The sequence below is a fragment of the Deinococcus betulae genome, assembly GCF_020166395.1.
In the GTDB taxonomy this organism is placed as follows: Bacteria; Deinococcota; Deinococci; order Deinococcales; family Deinococcaceae; genus Deinococcus; species Deinococcus betulae.
Map to the genome: position 1 here is coordinate 34,839 of NZ_JAIQXU010000007.1, position 14,262 is coordinate 49,100.

At 66.4% G+C, this 14,262-nt stretch carries 11 protein-coding genes; 6 read left to right on the forward strand and 5 right to left on the reverse strand.

Features of this window, described 5'->3' with window-relative positions:
• Positions 1-99: 99 nt before the first annotated feature.
• From K7W42_RS07260 to K7W42_RS07270, 3 genes are all read left to right on the forward strand, one after another.
• Positions 100-2,364, forward strand: coding sequence for a 3'-5' exonuclease (locus K7W42_RS07260; RefSeq protein ID WP_224573495.1), 2,265 nt, complete (start codon positions 100-102; stop codon positions 2,362-2,364).
• 605 nt (positions 2,365-2,969) lie between these two features.
• Positions 2,970-4,898, forward strand: coding sequence for a hypothetical protein (locus tag K7W42_RS07265; protein WP_224573496.1), 1,929 nt, complete (start codon positions 2,970-2,972; stop codon positions 4,896-4,898).
• 78 nt (positions 4,899-4,976) lie between these two features.
• On the forward strand, positions 4,977-5,657 hold the full coding sequence (locus K7W42_RS07270; protein ID WP_224573498.1) for a hypothetical protein: 681 nt from the start codon (positions 4,977-4,979) through the stop codon (positions 5,655-5,657).
• Positions 5,658-6,270: 613 nt separating this feature from the next.
• Here K7W42_RS07270 and K7W42_RS07275 read toward each other — a convergent pair.
• From K7W42_RS07275 to K7W42_RS07290, 4 genes are read right to left on the reverse strand one after another with little or no spacing between them, the layout of a single operon-like run.
• Positions 6,271-7,206, reverse strand: coding sequence for a hypothetical protein (locus tag K7W42_RS07275; protein ID WP_224573499.1), 936 nt, complete (start codon positions 7,204-7,206; stop codon positions 6,271-6,273).
• Positions 7,203-7,712 carry a hypothetical protein gene (locus K7W42_RS07280; RefSeq protein WP_224573501.1) on the reverse strand — a complete coding sequence of 170 codons (510 nt, stop codon included), beginning with the start codon at positions 7,710-7,712 and terminating at the stop codon, positions 7,203-7,205. The genes K7W42_RS07275 and K7W42_RS07280 overlap by 4 nt, the downstream gene beginning before the upstream one ends.
• Positions 7,709-8,155 (reverse strand): DUF2382 domain-containing protein, encoded by a 447-nt coding sequence (locus K7W42_RS07285; protein WP_224573502.1) that lies wholly within the window; start codon positions 8,153-8,155, stop codon positions 7,709-7,711. The genes K7W42_RS07280 and K7W42_RS07285 overlap by 4 nt, the downstream gene beginning before the upstream one ends.
• Before the next feature lie 37 nt (positions 8,156-8,192).
• On the reverse strand, positions 8,193-9,110 hold the full coding sequence (locus K7W42_RS07290; RefSeq protein ID WP_224573504.1) for a PRC and DUF2382 domain-containing protein: 918 nt from the start codon (positions 9,108-9,110) through the stop codon (positions 8,193-8,195).
• Positions 9,111-9,480: 370 nt separating this feature from the next.
• On the opposite strand from K7W42_RS07290, the gene gatB reads away from it, so the two are divergent.
• From gatB to K7W42_RS07305, 3 genes are all read left to right on the forward strand, one after another.
• On the forward strand, positions 9,481-10,908 hold the full coding sequence (gene gatB, locus K7W42_RS07295) for an Asp-tRNA(Asn)/Glu-tRNA(Gln) amidotransferase subunit GatB (protein WP_224573506.1): 1,428 nt from the start codon (positions 9,481-9,483) through the stop codon (positions 10,906-10,908).
• Between the two features lie 94 nt (positions 10,909-11,002).
• The gene (locus K7W42_RS07300; protein WP_224573508.1) at positions 11,003-11,644 is read left to right on the forward strand and encodes a hypothetical protein; all 642 of its coding nucleotides are present in this window, start codon (positions 11,003-11,005) and stop codon (positions 11,642-11,644) included.
• A gap of 55 nt (positions 11,645-11,699) precedes the next feature.
• On the forward strand, positions 11,700-12,149 hold the full coding sequence (locus K7W42_RS07305; RefSeq protein ID WP_224573510.1) for a hypothetical protein: 450 nt from the start codon (positions 11,700-11,702) through the stop codon (positions 12,147-12,149).
• A 71-nt stretch (positions 12,150-12,220) separates the two neighbouring features.
• On the opposite strand, the gene K7W42_RS07310 is transcribed toward K7W42_RS07305, so the two are convergent.
• The gene (locus tag K7W42_RS07310) at positions 12,221-14,251 is read right to left on the reverse strand and encodes a cation:proton antiporter domain-containing protein (RefSeq protein ID WP_224573512.1); all 2,031 of its coding nucleotides are present in this window, start codon (positions 14,249-14,251) and stop codon (positions 12,221-12,223) included.
• Positions 14,252-14,262: the final 11 nt, after the last annotated feature.

The window sequence follows — 14,262 nt, forward strand, 5'->3', positions numbered from 1 at the left end:
GGGCCCCGTCCTCACGCATAGCACACTGAGCAAGCGTCAGGGGGTGGGCAGGCCGCCGCATCTGGTCACAGGCCGCCTGGGGCGCGCATCATCAGGGGCATGTGTGCCGCCCCCGCCGCTGACCCCCTGGTGTTTGGCACTGACCCGACGCCAGGCATCGTGTCGGTTCACGCCGACCTGTCCGGGCGGGCGCTGGTCTGGCGCCGTGAAGGTGGCCAGCAGGGGCAGGTCACGCTGGAACGCGCCCGCTTTCGCCCGTGGCTGTACGCGCGGGACCTTGAGGATGTGGCCCATCTCGGGGCCCGGCTGGTGGAGGGGGACGAGGCGGCGCCCTTCAGCGTGCGGCCACTGCCGGGGCCAGCCGGCAGCCTGCGGTATCTGCTGACCGCCACCGACGGACGGGCGCTGCGCCAGGCGGTGCTGGCCGGGGCCGGGCGCCGGCTGGGACGGCGGGTCACCAGCCTGCACGACCTCTCTGGCTATGTCAGCGCCCAGCCGGCCGAGCAGTACCTGATGGCCTCCGGGCGCACCTTTTTCAAGGGGCTGGTCTTTGACGACCTGCACCGCCTGCAACTGGACCTGGAAACCACCAGCCTGCGCCCCGAGACGGGCCGAATCTTCATGGTGGCGGTGCGGGACAACCGGGGCTTTCAGCAGGTGCTTGAAGCGCCCCGGCCCGACGACGAGGCCGCTCTGATTCAGGCTCTCGTGGCGACCATTCAGACCCGTGACCCGGATGTGATCGAGAACCACAACCTCATGCGCTTTGACCTGCCCTACCTGCTGGGGCGCGCCGAGGTTCATGGCCTGCGCGTCAACTTCAGCCGGGCGGGCGGCCCTGCTGGCCTGTGGCGGGTGGCGGACGGCCGCACCTCGCCCCACTGGGCCTGCGCGGGCCGGGAACTCGTGGATACCCTAGACGCCGTTCGCCGCCTGGACCTGCCCAGCATGGGCCTCAAGGCGGTGGCGCAGCACCTGGGCATTGCCCCGCCTGACCGGGTGTATCTGGAGGGCGCCCAGATTGCCCAGACGTACCAGACCGACCCCGAGCGGGTGCGCCGCTACGCCCTGCAAGACGTTGAGGAGGTCGCCGCCCTGGCCCGCCGGGTGCTGGCCCCCTCCTTTGCCCTGGCCCAGATGGCGCCCCGGCCCTACCACCGCCTGCCGTATGCGGGCACCGCCACCGGGATGCTGGAACCTATGCTGATTCGCGCCTACCTTCAGGCGGGCCGCGCCCTGCCCGCCGAACCCATGCGGGCCGCCTCGCCGCACCAGGGCGGCACCGTCCGGCTGTATGCCGAGGGGGTCCTGAGGCACGTGGTCAAGGCCGACGTGGCGAGCATGTACCCCAGCATCATCCGCCATGACCGCATTGGCCCGGCGTGTGACCCGCTGGGCGCTTTCCTGCACCTCATGGACCACCTGACCGACCGGCGGCTGCACCACAAGGCGGCGGCGCAGCGCGGCGAAACCGGCGAACACGAGGCCATTCAGACCGCCATGAAACTGGTCGTCAATTCCGGCTACGGCTATCTGGGGGCCGGGCGCCTGGCCCTGTTTGGCGACCAGGCAGCCGCCGACCGCATTACGGCCAGAGGGCGCGCTTTGCTCGAAGGGGTGGTGCAGGCCCTGGAGGCCCGGGGCGTCACCCTGATCGAGGCCGATACAGACGGCGTCTTTTTCGCTGCCCCCGCGGCCTGGACCGAGGCCCAGGAACGCCGCCTGATTGCCGAGGTGGACGCCCTGCTGCCCGGCGGCATCTCGCTGGAATTTGACGGCCGGTCGCAGGCCATGCTCAGCCACGAAATCAAGAATTACGCCCTGCTGCGCTATGACGGCACCCTCACCCTCTGCGGCGCCGCCTTCGAGTCCAGCCGCACGGAGGGGTACGGCCGGGCCTTTTTGCGTCAGGCGCTGCGCTGCCTGCTCTCTGGCGACGTGCCAGGGGTTCGGGCTGCGTATCTCCAGGCCATTCACGCCCTGGACACCCGGCAGTGGACCAACGCCGATGTGGCCAGCCGGGTGCGCCTGACCAAGGCGCCGCACGACTATGCGGCCACCCGCGCGGCGCGCAAGGAAGCCGCCTACGAGGCGCTGCACGCCCTGGGCCGCACCTGGCAACCGGGCGAACGCACGGCCCTCTATTACCGCGCGGGGGGTGGCCTGACGCCTCTGGATGTCAACCCAGACGGCCAGGACTACGACGCGAAGCACTACGCGGCGGCGCTGGTCACTGGCTATGCCTCGCGCCTGCGCAAGGGCCTGCGGCCCGAGGATTTCCGGCAGGTCTTTGGCCCCGCCGCGCAGCCTGGGCTGTTTGACCGTCCCCTGGAAACCATGCAGCCCGTCTGGCGCGTGACTTGAGCAGGAGCTTCGGCGCCGCGCCAGGGGACTTCTCTGAAAGGTGGCGCAGCATGACCGTTAGGGCCAACCTTCTGAAACTCACTGTTCATACCACCGGCCTGTCGCAAAGCCCCGCGTCCTTCGCCTGGGAGTTTTGACGGGGTCCAGTCTCACGAGTGCTCGGGGTTGCCCTGAGACTCGCTGCGGGCCTGTTCCTGAGTGGTTCGGCCTTGGTGTTCAGGGGCAGGTCTGTAAGGGCAGCTTGGCGCTGGTAATGCCGCTGAAGGGCTGTTAAGAGACTCCCTGGTAGCAGGGCAGACCAGTGTTCTTCTCCGGCCGCCCTTGGGGCTGTCCGCTCGGCTTTGCCGCTCTACAAGGTCTTTCAGAGCCTGTGGCCGTCTGCCGCTGGAGCATGGCCATTCCGTAGGCAGGTCGTCCAGCGCACAGCCCTCAGGGCCAGAGGCCACCCGCTCTGGCTGATGCTGTCTTCTCCTTCCGGCGTCCAAGCCCTTTGGACGCCCTGACCCGCCGCGCGGCCCCGCTTCGTAGTCTGAATCCACAGTCCTTTCAGCCCATCCAGCACGCCACTTCTGCGTGTCACGCCTTGCCCTGTTTCAAGGAGTCTTATGTCTGCTCGCCGCACCCTGTTGCCCCTGACCCTGATCCTGCTGCTGGCCGCTTGCCAGCCGACCCCTGTGACCCCACCCGAGCCGGTGCCCACGCCGCCCCCGGTGCCTTCTAATCCCCCAGTGCCTTCCGGCCCCAGCGTGCGGACCTCTGACCTGCGCATCAGCGAACTCAGCACCAGTTGGTTCAGCGATTCGGCCGCCTGGGTCGAGGTTTACAACGGCACGGCGCAGCCGATTAGCCTCAAGGACTACGCCCTGCGGGCCTACAGCAGTCAGCGCGTGGCCCCCTACAACGACGAATTCACGCCCCGCAGTTACCCGCTGCCAGACGTCACAGTGGCGCCCGGCGAGTACCTGATGATTGGTGGTCAGGGCCTGCCCTCGTTTCAGAACAACATCCGGCCAGAGGCCAAGCAGATTTATGTTCACGACGGCGACTGGATTCCTAACTGGTACCAGAGCGGTTTTGCTGAACTGACCCGTGCAGGCGCCACCGTGGATTTCATCCGCTTTGGAGAGGCGGACGCTGAGCCTCTGACTGCGGCGGCCTGGACCGGCCCCAATGCCGAGGCCATGCCTGCGGGCGAGGAGCGCCACGGGCGCGCCCTGAGCCGCAACCTGACCCTGGCCGACACCAACTCGGCCGCCGACTGGACCCCTAACCTGTGGCTGACGCCTTTTGGCCCAAACAATGTGCCTCAGTACGCCGCCGACCTGGACCTGGACGGTCTTCCTGACACCGCCGAGGCCGACGGCGCCCGCTACGGCGCCCTGGACGTGTACGCCCTGGGGGCGCGGGCCGGTGTGCGCGACCTGTTTATCGAACTGGACCACATGCCCTCCCAGGACGCGGCCACCACGCCCCGGCAGGAAGCGCTGGACAAGGTGGTGGCGGCTTTCGCGGCGCGCGGCATCGCGGTGCATTTCGATACGGGGTCGCTGTTCGGGGCCAAGTACAACCTGGGCGGCGGCAACGCGGTGCCGTTCAAGGCCTGCGTGGACCTGTTTCCCAGCGAGGCCCAGGTGGCGGGCGGGTGCGCCGACCTCTACACACTCAAGGCCACGGCCCAGAGTCCGCTGCGCCGCAACGTCTTTCATTACCTGCTGTTTGCCAGCAGCCGTCAGGCCGATGGGCTGGCCGGCAGCAGCGGCGTGGCCGAAATCAGTGGCAACGACCTGGTGGTCAGCCTGGGCGGCTGGGGTCTGGACGACCTGACCAGCAACCGCCGCAACGCCCTGGTCAACATTCAGGCCAGCACCCTGATGCACGAACTGGGCCATAACCTGGGCCTGCGCCACGGCGGCTTTGAAGACGGCCCCAACTTCAAGCCCAATTACCTCAGCATCATGAATTACGCCTACCAGTTAAACGGCCTGCCGCTGAATCCTGCCGCGCAGGGCGCCGAGCAGCACTGGCAATACAACCTCAGCCGCGACGCCCGCCAGCGGTTCGGGCTGTTTGGCCGCTGCGATATTGACAATGGACCCTGCTCGTCGGCCTTCCGCTTGGACTACTCGGACGGGTCGGGGGCTGTGTTCAACGAAAACGCCCTGAACGAGCGGGCCGGTCTGGGCCGGGGCAACTTCAATATCGATTGGAACCTGAACGGCGTGATTGACGACGCGCCCGTGAAAGCCGATGTGACCTTCGACACCGACAATGCGGGCCGCCCGGCCCCCGCCTACACCACCTACCTGCGCGACCACGACGACTGGGGCAACCTGAACCTGAGCTTCACCCGCTACTGGGGCGGCAACAACCCCGGCGTGACCCGCCTGAATGCGCCCAGCCAGGAAGAACACGCCCACGACGACCATGACGACGCCGTGCCGCTGTTCGACGCCTTCCAGAGCGACCGTCAGCAGGCGTCGGTGGAGCCCCGCCCCACCCCCGAACTGCTGGCTGACCTGCGCGACCTGCGCTGAAGCCCGGCGTAGCGGCGGCTCTGGCCTGGGCGCCGGGGCCGCCGCTGTCAGCTGCCGTTCAGGCAAAGGAGGAATGCTATGTCCATGACCACCGCGCACCGCCTGCTGCTCACGTTGCCACTTGTGCTGGGGCTGGTGCAGGCCCAGGGAGGCGGGCCGGCCCGCGTGCCTCCAGCCGTGTCTGCGCCGGTCACCGCCGCGCCCAGCCCAGCGGTCCTGAATCCCATCGTCGCTGGCACGGTGGCCCGGCGGGTGGTCCGCGTGACGCGCCAGGCCGAGGAAACTCGGTTTGTGCTGGCCGGGCTGGGGGTGCCCCTGCGGGTGCAGCACTGGCCGGCCCACCTGTCGGCGGCGGCCCTGCAAGGCCTGCTGGTGGAGGTGAAGATGGAACCGCGTCCAGACAGCGTGCTGACCCAGCTGACTTTTCGCCGGTCTGGAGCGGCCTCTCCAGTCCTGACCCTACTCACTGGCGTGGCGGCGCTTGACGACCTGCCTGGCACGCCGCTGGTCCTGAGAAGTGTTGAGGCCCAAGTGGTAACGGTGGCGTCCGCTCAGGGAGGAGCCTCAGGGCAGGCGGTTCGCCCCCTGCGTCCTGGGCAGCGGGCCGTCTGGCAGACCACTTCTGGTCCAGTGTGCATCACCCTAGAAGCGACCGTACCGGTCCGGGCCGATTACACTGAGGCGGGCCGACCACCGGCCATCACCGGCTACCGCGCAGCTCTGACCCTTGACTGGTCAAAGGGCACTGCCTGTTCTTGACCGGGCAGTTGGGCCTCTTGGAAGGGCAGGCAGGAGCTAAGGGAGACCACAGACAGGCAAAGTGAGACAGAGAACATACGGGCCGGTGGCATTACCCCGCCCTCTGACGTAGATGACGAGCAGCAGAATCTATCTGTTGCCTCCACAATTCAGGCAAGAAACGGCAAGTCCAAGTTACATCCAGACCTCTCCCTGCTCCTGCACGAATCTATCCCTTGCTGTCCAAGCCCTCTTGGAATAAACCGTTTTTGCCCACTGTGAGCTTGGAGTCCGTGTCAGCAGCGTTGCTGGAGCTGTGCGGCTAAAGCGCCTTCTCCGCCTACTGTCTAAGAATTATCTACAGGGAAGCTGATCCAAACGACTACGGCTGTGATCTCTCGCTGGATGAGTCAAGCTATGCACTTGTAGGGCAGAGGCCTCACCGCTCTGCACCGTTCTTCTGCTGATTAATCTGCTCGAGGCTGTTTATGGCTCCCCACGGGGCTTGCTCACCTGGTTGAGGAGCTCAGACCATACGCGCAACTTTGTCCTGCGTTGGTATACGCTGCTCACCCCCCTGGCATAGATCAAGGGCCTGTGCACGGCACAGGCCCCCTGTGGAACGTTAGCGTGTTTAGCTGCGCACTTCAGGCTCACGGCCCGTGACCAGTGTGCCGCCCTTGGGCACATCCGAGCCCATGCCGCCGCCCAGCGTGGCGAAGCCCAGAATCACGCCCAGAGCCAGCAGGAAGCCCCAGGCCGCCGTGTTGGCCGTCTTGCGGGCAATGCGCTCGGTCGCCGCAGCAGTTTGCTCTGCTTGCTGGCGCACTTCGGTCGCGCGCTTACTGATCGCGGTTGCGGTCGCCTGGGCCTCAGGTTGGCTCAGGCCCTGACGCTGCAGGCGGTTCACGAAGTCCTGGCCCTGCAGCGCGCTGCTGATGTTGTCCAGACGGTTCTTGACGAAATCACCTAGATTGCTGATGTCGTTCAGATTGGTACCCAGGTCCCGGCTGGCGCGCTGCACGATGCCGCTGACCACGCGCGTGGCGGCCGTAGCCTGCTCCTGACTCAGTTCGGGCGCACTGTCGCCAATGATCTGGCCAATTTCCTGCTCGTCCAGTCCATTCAGGACACTCTGCACTTGGTCGGTTTGGCCCAGATTGTTGTTGGCGGCCGCACTGCCCGCATTCCCCACAGCAGTCGCCGCACTGCCCACGATGTTACTGGCTGCCCGGAAGCCCGCTGTCAGCGCATTACTCAGGAACAACGTTGTCAAGATGGCCAGCAGCGCACCCGTAATCAAGCCGTTAAAACGCCCCTGGGCTGGGGTGAGATACCCGGCCGCCCGCGCAGCGGTCAGCCCCGCCAGCCAAGATGAGATGACCAGTGAAATCGCCATCCAGATGATGGTCCCCATGGCCAAGTTGCCTGCCGAGTTCGCATACGCCGCTCCAAAAGCCACACCCAGCGCACTGAGTGACAGCTGGGTGACGACGCCGACCGCCAGACCGGCAATGACGCCCGTCCAGTTGATGCGGGTCAGGATGGTGCCGTGATCCACCAGGGTCATACGTCGCTCCTTTTAATGTTCCGCAGGACGTCGTCTTTCAGGTCATCGGCTGGGTTGCGGCGGGCCTCAGCGGACTTCTCGCCCGCCCGGTGCAGTTCCCCGCCGGCCTGATGCAGGGCGTCACTGGGATTACGGCCTTGAGTCACGTCATGAACGGCGTCTTTGGCGGCGTCGCCCGCCCGGTGGAGGTTGCTTTCGGCGCCAGGGTCCAGTCGGCCCAGCAGGCTCTTCACCTGGTCCTGTACGGCGGGGCTCAAACGGTACGCTGCATACGCGCCGCCTGCCAGGAGGACCAGACCCCAGGGGAAGCCGCCGCCCCGGTGACGGGCGTGCTGCACATCTTGACGGAGCGCGGAAATCTCCTGGCTCTGTTTATGCAGCAGCACACCCAGGGCGGCTTGCTCTTTGACCAAGGTCTTGAGGGCCTTGTGACTCAGTCCACCGGTCTGGGATTCGGTGCGGTGCAGGACTTTGCCCGCTTCCTCAGCGAGGTTCTGTAGGTTCATGATGACCCTCCTATGGGGTGAAGTGGACCTTCTGTGATGACCAGCTCCTCCACTCCGTTCTGCTGGTCTACGACCAGCTCTTCGTAAGCGAGGTCGACTTGCGCGGTAAAGGGGACAGTGCGGGTCAGTTTGGAGACCTGCACGTTCTGAACGGCGTAGACCTGCTTGACCACTTCAGCCCGTTCTTGGTACAGCAGCACTTCCTGCACCGTACCGGGGTCCAGCAACAGACCGTTGACCTGCACTTGAGGGCCACCAGCAGTGGTCTCAATGACCAGCACCTCTTCGGTCAACTCCACTTCCACTGTTTCTGTGCGGGTGCGGCGTTCCCGGCGCACTTCGACTCGGCCGGCTTGCACGCGCTGTGTGGTGATCAGGGCGCGCTCTTCACGGAGTTCAAGGGTGCCCACGGGCACCCTGGTCAGCAGCGGTTCGTTGTCCATAGCAGGAAAGGGGAGGTTTCTGGCCTCTCCCGGCAGCTCAGCGGCGGTCGATCTTGCCATCGAGGGGGTCGGCGGCATCTTTCACGGCATCGACGGCGCGTTCAGCCACGTTGCGGTTATCCCGGCCAACGACCTGGCCAGTTGCAGTCGCGTCACCCTGCACCGCCACTTGCCCGGTCTGGTTGACGTCCAGCACTTCGCGGCCCACCGTTTCGGTCATGGTCTGCTGCTCAGTCACGGTCCGCTTGCCGATCTCCACTTCCTCGGTGACATAGGCCTGCTTGCTCACGTCGGCGCGCTCGGCTTCGAGGTCCACCCGGATGGTCTCGGTGCCAGCGCCCAGGGTCACATTGCCGTCGACAGGACGGGGGTCCGTCACAGCGTGGCGCTCGATGACAATCTCCTCGCGCTCCAGGCCCACGGTGACATTTTCGGTGCGCGTTTCGACGCGCTTGCCAACTTGCACCTGTCCAGCGACGTAGCGGTCCTTGTTGACCTGGAGGCGCTCTTCCAGGAGTTGAAGGCGCTGCGGCGCGGTGTAGGCAGTGTCTTCATCGCGGTAGATGAACTCGCCAGCTTTGGTCTGGTGCTGGCTCTGGTCTACGCCACGCAGAATGCGCTCATCGGCCACCTGGGCGTCGTAGGTGTACTCCTGTCCAGCGCTATAAGCGGACATACCTTTGACCTGGTCTTTGGTGAGCTGGTCGAAGTAGACACCGTCGTCCTCGATGCGGGCGGAGCCAACCGGGACCAGCACATCTTTCATGGAGAACCAGCCGCCTGCGTCAATGACGAGGTAGCGGATGCGGCCACCATCATCGGTGAGGGCTTCCTTGACGGTGCCGACCTTGTCGCCGTTCATGGCGTAGGCAGGGCGACCGACAATGTTGTAGGTATCACCGAGGTCAATGTTGTGGTCGCGCACCAGCTCTGAAATGGGAATCAATCTCGCCATCTGAAATCTCCTTTATAAGATGGGGGGTTGAGCCACCCAAACAGAGGCAAGTGTGCGCCACATCTAGACTTGTTCCCTGCCAGTCTTATGAAGGAAAATGCCAAATACCTCACAGATGAAGCACTGACCAGGAATGAAGCAAGCTTTGGTGAGGTCGGCTGGCACTCAGGACGCCACCAGCGTCTTCCCCTGGGAGGCTGACATCCTAGGGTGTTTTCCAACTTTCAGGGCTGTTTTGAGACTCGCCGCCGTGTGTAACAGCCCCTAACCTGTAGTGGGTTGCTACAGGTATGGAAGCCCGCTGTGCTGTGGAGACAACCAAAAGCAGTCCTCGCCTGTGCTGGTCCGGGCGCGGCGCTATGCTGCCCTTATGTCGTACCAGGCGGTTATTGGCCTTGAGGTTCACCTGCAACTGAAGACACGCAGCAAGATCTTCAGTGCCTGCCCACAGGACTATCACGGCGCAGAGCCGAACACCCTGACAGACCCCTTTACACTGGGGCTCCCTGGCACCCTGCCGACCCTGAACCGTGAAGCCGTAGAACTGGCCATGATGTTTGGCCTGGGCCTGAACTGCGACGTGTCTGGGCCCACCCAGTTTCACCGCAAGAACTATTTTTACCCGGACGCTCCAAAGAATTTTCAGCTGTCGCAGTACGACCGCCCCGTTGCGCGTGACGGCCACCTGGACGTGACGCTGGAGGGCGGCGAGGTCAGCCGCATCCGCATCAAGCGCGCCCACCTGGAAGACGACGCGGGCAAACTGACCCACCCCACCTACGCGCCGTACTCGCTGCTAGACCTCAACCGCGCGGGGTCCTCGCTGCTCGAAATGGTCACCGAGGCCGACATCACGGGCGCCGAGCAGGCCCGCGCCTTTCTGGAAGCGGTGCAGGCCATCGCGCAGGCCCTGGGCGTCAGCGACGCCGCCCCTGAAGAAGGCAAGATGCGCTGTGACGTGAACCTCAGTCTGCACCGGCCCGGCGAGCCCTGGGGCACGAAGGTGGAGGTCAAGAACCTTAACTCGTTCCGCTCGGTGGCCCGCGCCATCGAGTACGAGACCGCCCGGCAGACGCGGGTGCTGTCAGCCGGCGGGCGTATCACCCAGGACACGCTGGGCTGGGATGAGGGCGGCCAGAAAACCTTTGTCATGCGGACCAAGGAGGGCGAGGCCGACTACCGTTATTTTCCCGAACCCGACCTGCCGCCCCTGGACATCACCCCCGAGTGGAGAGCGCGCGTGCAGGCCCGCATGCCTGAACTGCCCGCCCAGAAGCAGGCGCGCTACCTGGCCGCAGGCGTGCGTCCGGGTGACGCCCATACCCTGAGCCACAGCGTGGACCTGTCGCGCTTTTACGACGCGGCGCTGCCGCTGGGCGCCGACCCGCAGAAACTCGCCAACTGGCTGCTGGGCGACGTGTCGGGGCTGCTGGCCACCCAGGGGCAGCGGCTGGAGGCGTCGGCGCTGCGCCCGGCCCATCTGGCGGCCCTGGTGCGCCTGATTGATGAGGGCGCCATCAGTGGGCGCGTGGCCAAAGACCTGTTGCCCGAGGTGCTGGCCGGCCACGACCCGGCCGAACTGGTGCAGGCGCGTGGGCTGGCCGTGGTGACCGACACCGCCGCCATTGACGCTGCCATTGACGCCGCCATGCAGGCCGACCCCGCCACGGTGGACAAGGTCCGGGCCGGCAACGCCAAGGCCATGAACGCGCTGTTTGGCCCGGTGATGAAGGCGACCGGTGGTCAGGCCCGGCCTGAGGTGGTGCGTGAGCGCCTTCAGGCCAAGCTGGGGCTATGACGTCGCCTGAGGGGCAAGCACCTCTGGGCCGAGGGTGTGGGGCGCCTCTACCCTGGCGCCTCCCGATTGCTGAACGCCCCGTCCAGGCCACACCATGACCGCGACTCGCTGGCGCCAGGCCGCACTCGTGGCCCTCTGGGGGCTGGTCGCGGCCACCTTTGGCCTGTGCGCCTATAGCCTGGCCTCGGGGTGGCCGCCCAACGACCTGGGCGCGCTGGGGACGGCGCGCACGTTTCTGGCGGCGGTGGTGCTGGTGTGGTGGACGCAGGTGTTTGCCCGCTACACCCGGCCTGCCCCCACCCCCGAGGAAGACGGCGTGTGGCGCTCGTTGCGCGCCCTGTTTCCCTGGCTGACTTCGCTGCGGCTGGCCCTGTGGGGCCTGAGTCTCTTCGTGTACCTGGCCGGCTTTCTGCCCGAGGCCAATCCGGTGGCCCTGACCGCGCTGGCCACAGTGGAACTGGGCTTCATTCTGGCCAAAAACGCTGTGTACGGCACGCTGGTGCGCTTTGCAGCGGCCCCATTGGAGGTGGCGGGCCGCGCTCGCCTGGGGTCGTGGCTGAATGCCGCAGCGGCCCTGAGCCTAGCCATCGGGGTGGTCAACCTGGTGCCGGTGGCGGGCCTGAGTGGAGAGCGTCCGGCGGCTGACCTGTGGGTGTACGGGCTGCACGCGGCGCTGGACGTGGCGGCCTCGCTGCTGGCCCTCCGGGCGGTACAGACGGCGCCAGGGGTGGAGTGAAGCATTCATGGTCCGGGGCAGCTCTCCTGAGCAGGGTGAGGAAAGCCAGCAGGCTATGGGGCTGCTTGACGCGCTGGCCCGCTTTGTCTTGCAGGGGCCTGAGCTGGAACGTTTGCTGCGGCTGGCCCACGCCTCTCAGGTCGCCTCCGTGCATCACCACACCGACTTCCGCCGGTTGGCTGTTCACGAGACTCAAGTGGAGTACTGGGCAAGCTTTGGCCTCGACTTCCGAAATGGTGGGGGCCTGACCTGGAGCCTGGCACTGACCTGGAGCGACTCGTGGTTCATCCATGGCCGGGTGACGATCCGTCTGATGGATGCCCCTTACCAGGTTCTATTGGCGACTCCAGCACAGCAGGTAGCAAGTGACGTTCTGGCCTGTGTGCAGGCTGTTGATGCGGTGGGCGCCGCACTGTGGGCGCACGCAGCCGAGTTTCTGAAAACAGATGATTTCTCAGGCCTATTGACGTGGGCGGCGAGCCAGCCGACCTTCCACAACTTCTAGGCTGTGGCTCACCTGTCCCTGCACCGTCAAATTGTCTTTGTGAATGCAGACGCGGACATCCGGTGTGCTTCCTATTTCGTCCAGCCGTGGTCGTAGCAGTAGGCCCACGTCTCGCCGGGCTCGGCCGAGTGAATCACCGGATGCCCCTGGGCGCGGGCGTGGCGGGTGGCGTGCTTGTTTTTGGACGAGTCGCAGCAGCCCACGTGCCCGCAGGTCATGCACACCCGCAGGTGAACCCAGGTGTCGCCCTGGGCCACACACGCCAGGCACACGTCGGCCTCGGGGGTGGTGGGGCCAGCGTTGGCGGCGGCGTGGTCGCACTGCGCCTGCTGCTCGGGACTCAGGGTGACGGGGGGCCGCTCAGCGAGGTGCTGGGCCAGCTTGGCGCGCGGGACTTCGGGTGGGGTCAGCAGGTCGAGGATGCCGGCGGCCACCTCTCGTTTGGGCAGCAGCACATGCTGCGCGCCCAGCGCCTGAAGACTCTGGTAGCCCTCGGGGGAGGTGGCCTGGGTGATGACCGTCACGTCCGGCGACACGGTGCGCAGCACGCCGATGGCCCGTTCAGTGGTGTCGTGGTCGTCGTCGGCAATCACCACGGCGCGGGCGGCGGCAATGTCGAGTTCACGCAGCAGCCCGGCGCGGGTGTAGTCGGCGATCAGGACACTGGCGCCCCGGCCTTCCAGTTCGCTGGCGCCGTCGGGGCTGCGGGTGACCACGCTGTAAGGCTGCGCGGCGCGGCTCAGGGCGCGGGCAGCCAGGCGGGCGTGGGGGCCATAGCCGAAAAACACCACCCGCCCGGCGATGGGCAGGCCGTGGGGCGCGGCGTCGGGCAGGGGCGCCTCTGCGGCTGGTGTTGTGGCTGCTGGCGCCTGGCGGGCGAGAATCGGTCCGGCCAGCCCAGCCAGTGCCGGGGTCAGGGTCATCAGCAACACCGTGGCGGCGATAAAGACCCCGCCCCCCTGCTCGCCCAGGCCCGCAAAGCTGAGGCCCAGGGCGGTGCCCGTCGCTGCCAGCACAAACGAGAACTCGCCCACCTGGGCGGTCAGCAGCGCCACGGGCAGGGCCACGCGCCCGTCCTCACCCAGGAGGCGTACGCTCAGGCCCGTGACCAGCACCTTCAGCAGGGCGATAGCCGCCGCCGCGCCCAGCACCAGCCCCAGGTTGCCGACCAGAAAGCCTAGGTTCAGCTGCAAGCCCACCGACAGGAAAAACGCCGCGCTGAACAGAATCTGAAGCGGCAGAATCTCGCCCAGCGCCTGTGCGCCGTAGCGGCTCTCGCTCACCAGCAGTCCGGCCAGAAAGGCCCCCAGCGCCAGGCTGACCCCGGCGGCGGCCGTCAGACTGGCGGTGCCAAAGCACAGCGCCACCACCGTCAGCAGAAAGATTTCCGAGGAGCAGGTGCGCGCCACCACCTCCATGACGCGCGGCACCACCCGGCGCGCCGCGACCAGCACCAGCGCGATGATGCCCGCCGCCTTGGCCAGCGCCAGCGCCATACCGCTGATCCCGCCGCCCTGCCCGGCGAGCATGGGCACCAGCAGCACCATCAGTACCACCGCCAGATCCTGAAAAATCAGGATGCCCAGCGTCACCTGCCCGGTGCGGGCGTTCGTCTCGCCGCGCTCGCCCAGCAGTTTCATCACGATGGCGGTGCTGGACAGGGCGATCAGGCAGCCGGTAAAGACGGCGTCCGGGGCCCCCACCCCCAGCGCCAGGCCCAGTCCCAGGGTGACCAGCAGGGTCAGGCCCACTTGCAGGCCGCCGCCCAGAAAAATCAGGCGGGTGATGCGGGCCAGGCGCTCCAGGCTGAATTCCACCCCGATGGTAAACAGCAGCAGCATCACGCCGATTTCGGACGCGGCGGCGATCAGTTCCGGTTCCCGGATCAGGCCCAGGGCGCCGGGTCCCACCAGCACGCCCGCCACCAGAAACCCGATGATGGGCATCAGCCGCAGCCGAAAAGAGGCGTAGGCCGCCAGCGCCGAGACGCCCAGAAGGAGGGTCAGCTGCGTTAGGAAGGCGGGGGGGCCACTGTGGGGTTCAGCACCGGCGGCGCTGTGCGTTCCTGCCAGCGCGGTGGCTGACAGCCACAGAACAGCCAAAAGGAGAGGGG

Bases quoted from the DNA above. Each gene is read 5' to 3' on its own strand.
- K7W42_RS07260 (WP_224573495.1), top strand. From the start codon at position 100: ATGTGTGCCGCCCCCGCCGCTGACCCCCTGGTGTTTGGCACTGACCCG.
- K7W42_RS07265 (WP_224573496.1), top strand. From the start codon at position 2,970: ATGTCTGCTCGCCGCACCCTGTTGCCCCTGACCCTGATCCTGCTGCTG.
- K7W42_RS07270 (WP_224573498.1), top strand. From the start codon at position 4,977: ATGTCCATGACCACCGCGCACCGCCTGCTGCTCACGTTGCCACTTGTG.
- K7W42_RS07275 (WP_224573499.1), bottom strand. From the start codon at position 7,206: ATGACCCTGGTGGATCACGGCACCATCCTGACCCGCATCAACTGGACG.
- K7W42_RS07280 (WP_224573501.1), bottom strand. From the start codon at position 7,712: ATGAACCTACAGAACCTCGCTGAGGAAGCGGGCAAAGTCCTGCACCGC.
- K7W42_RS07285 (WP_224573502.1), bottom strand. From the start codon at position 8,155: ATGGACAACGAACCGCTGCTGACCAGGGTGCCCGTGGGCACCCTTGAA.
- K7W42_RS07290 (WP_224573504.1), bottom strand. From the start codon at position 9,110: ATGGCGAGATTGATTCCCATTTCAGAGCTGGTGCGCGACCACAACATT.
- gatB (WP_224573506.1), top strand. From the start codon at position 9,481: ATGTCGTACCAGGCGGTTATTGGCCTTGAGGTTCACCTGCAACTGAAG.
- K7W42_RS07300 (WP_224573508.1), top strand. From the start codon at position 11,003: ATGACCGCGACTCGCTGGCGCCAGGCCGCACTCGTGGCCCTCTGGGGG.
- K7W42_RS07305 (WP_224573510.1), top strand. From the start codon at position 11,700: ATGGGGCTGCTTGACGCGCTGGCCCGCTTTGTCTTGCAGGGGCCTGAG.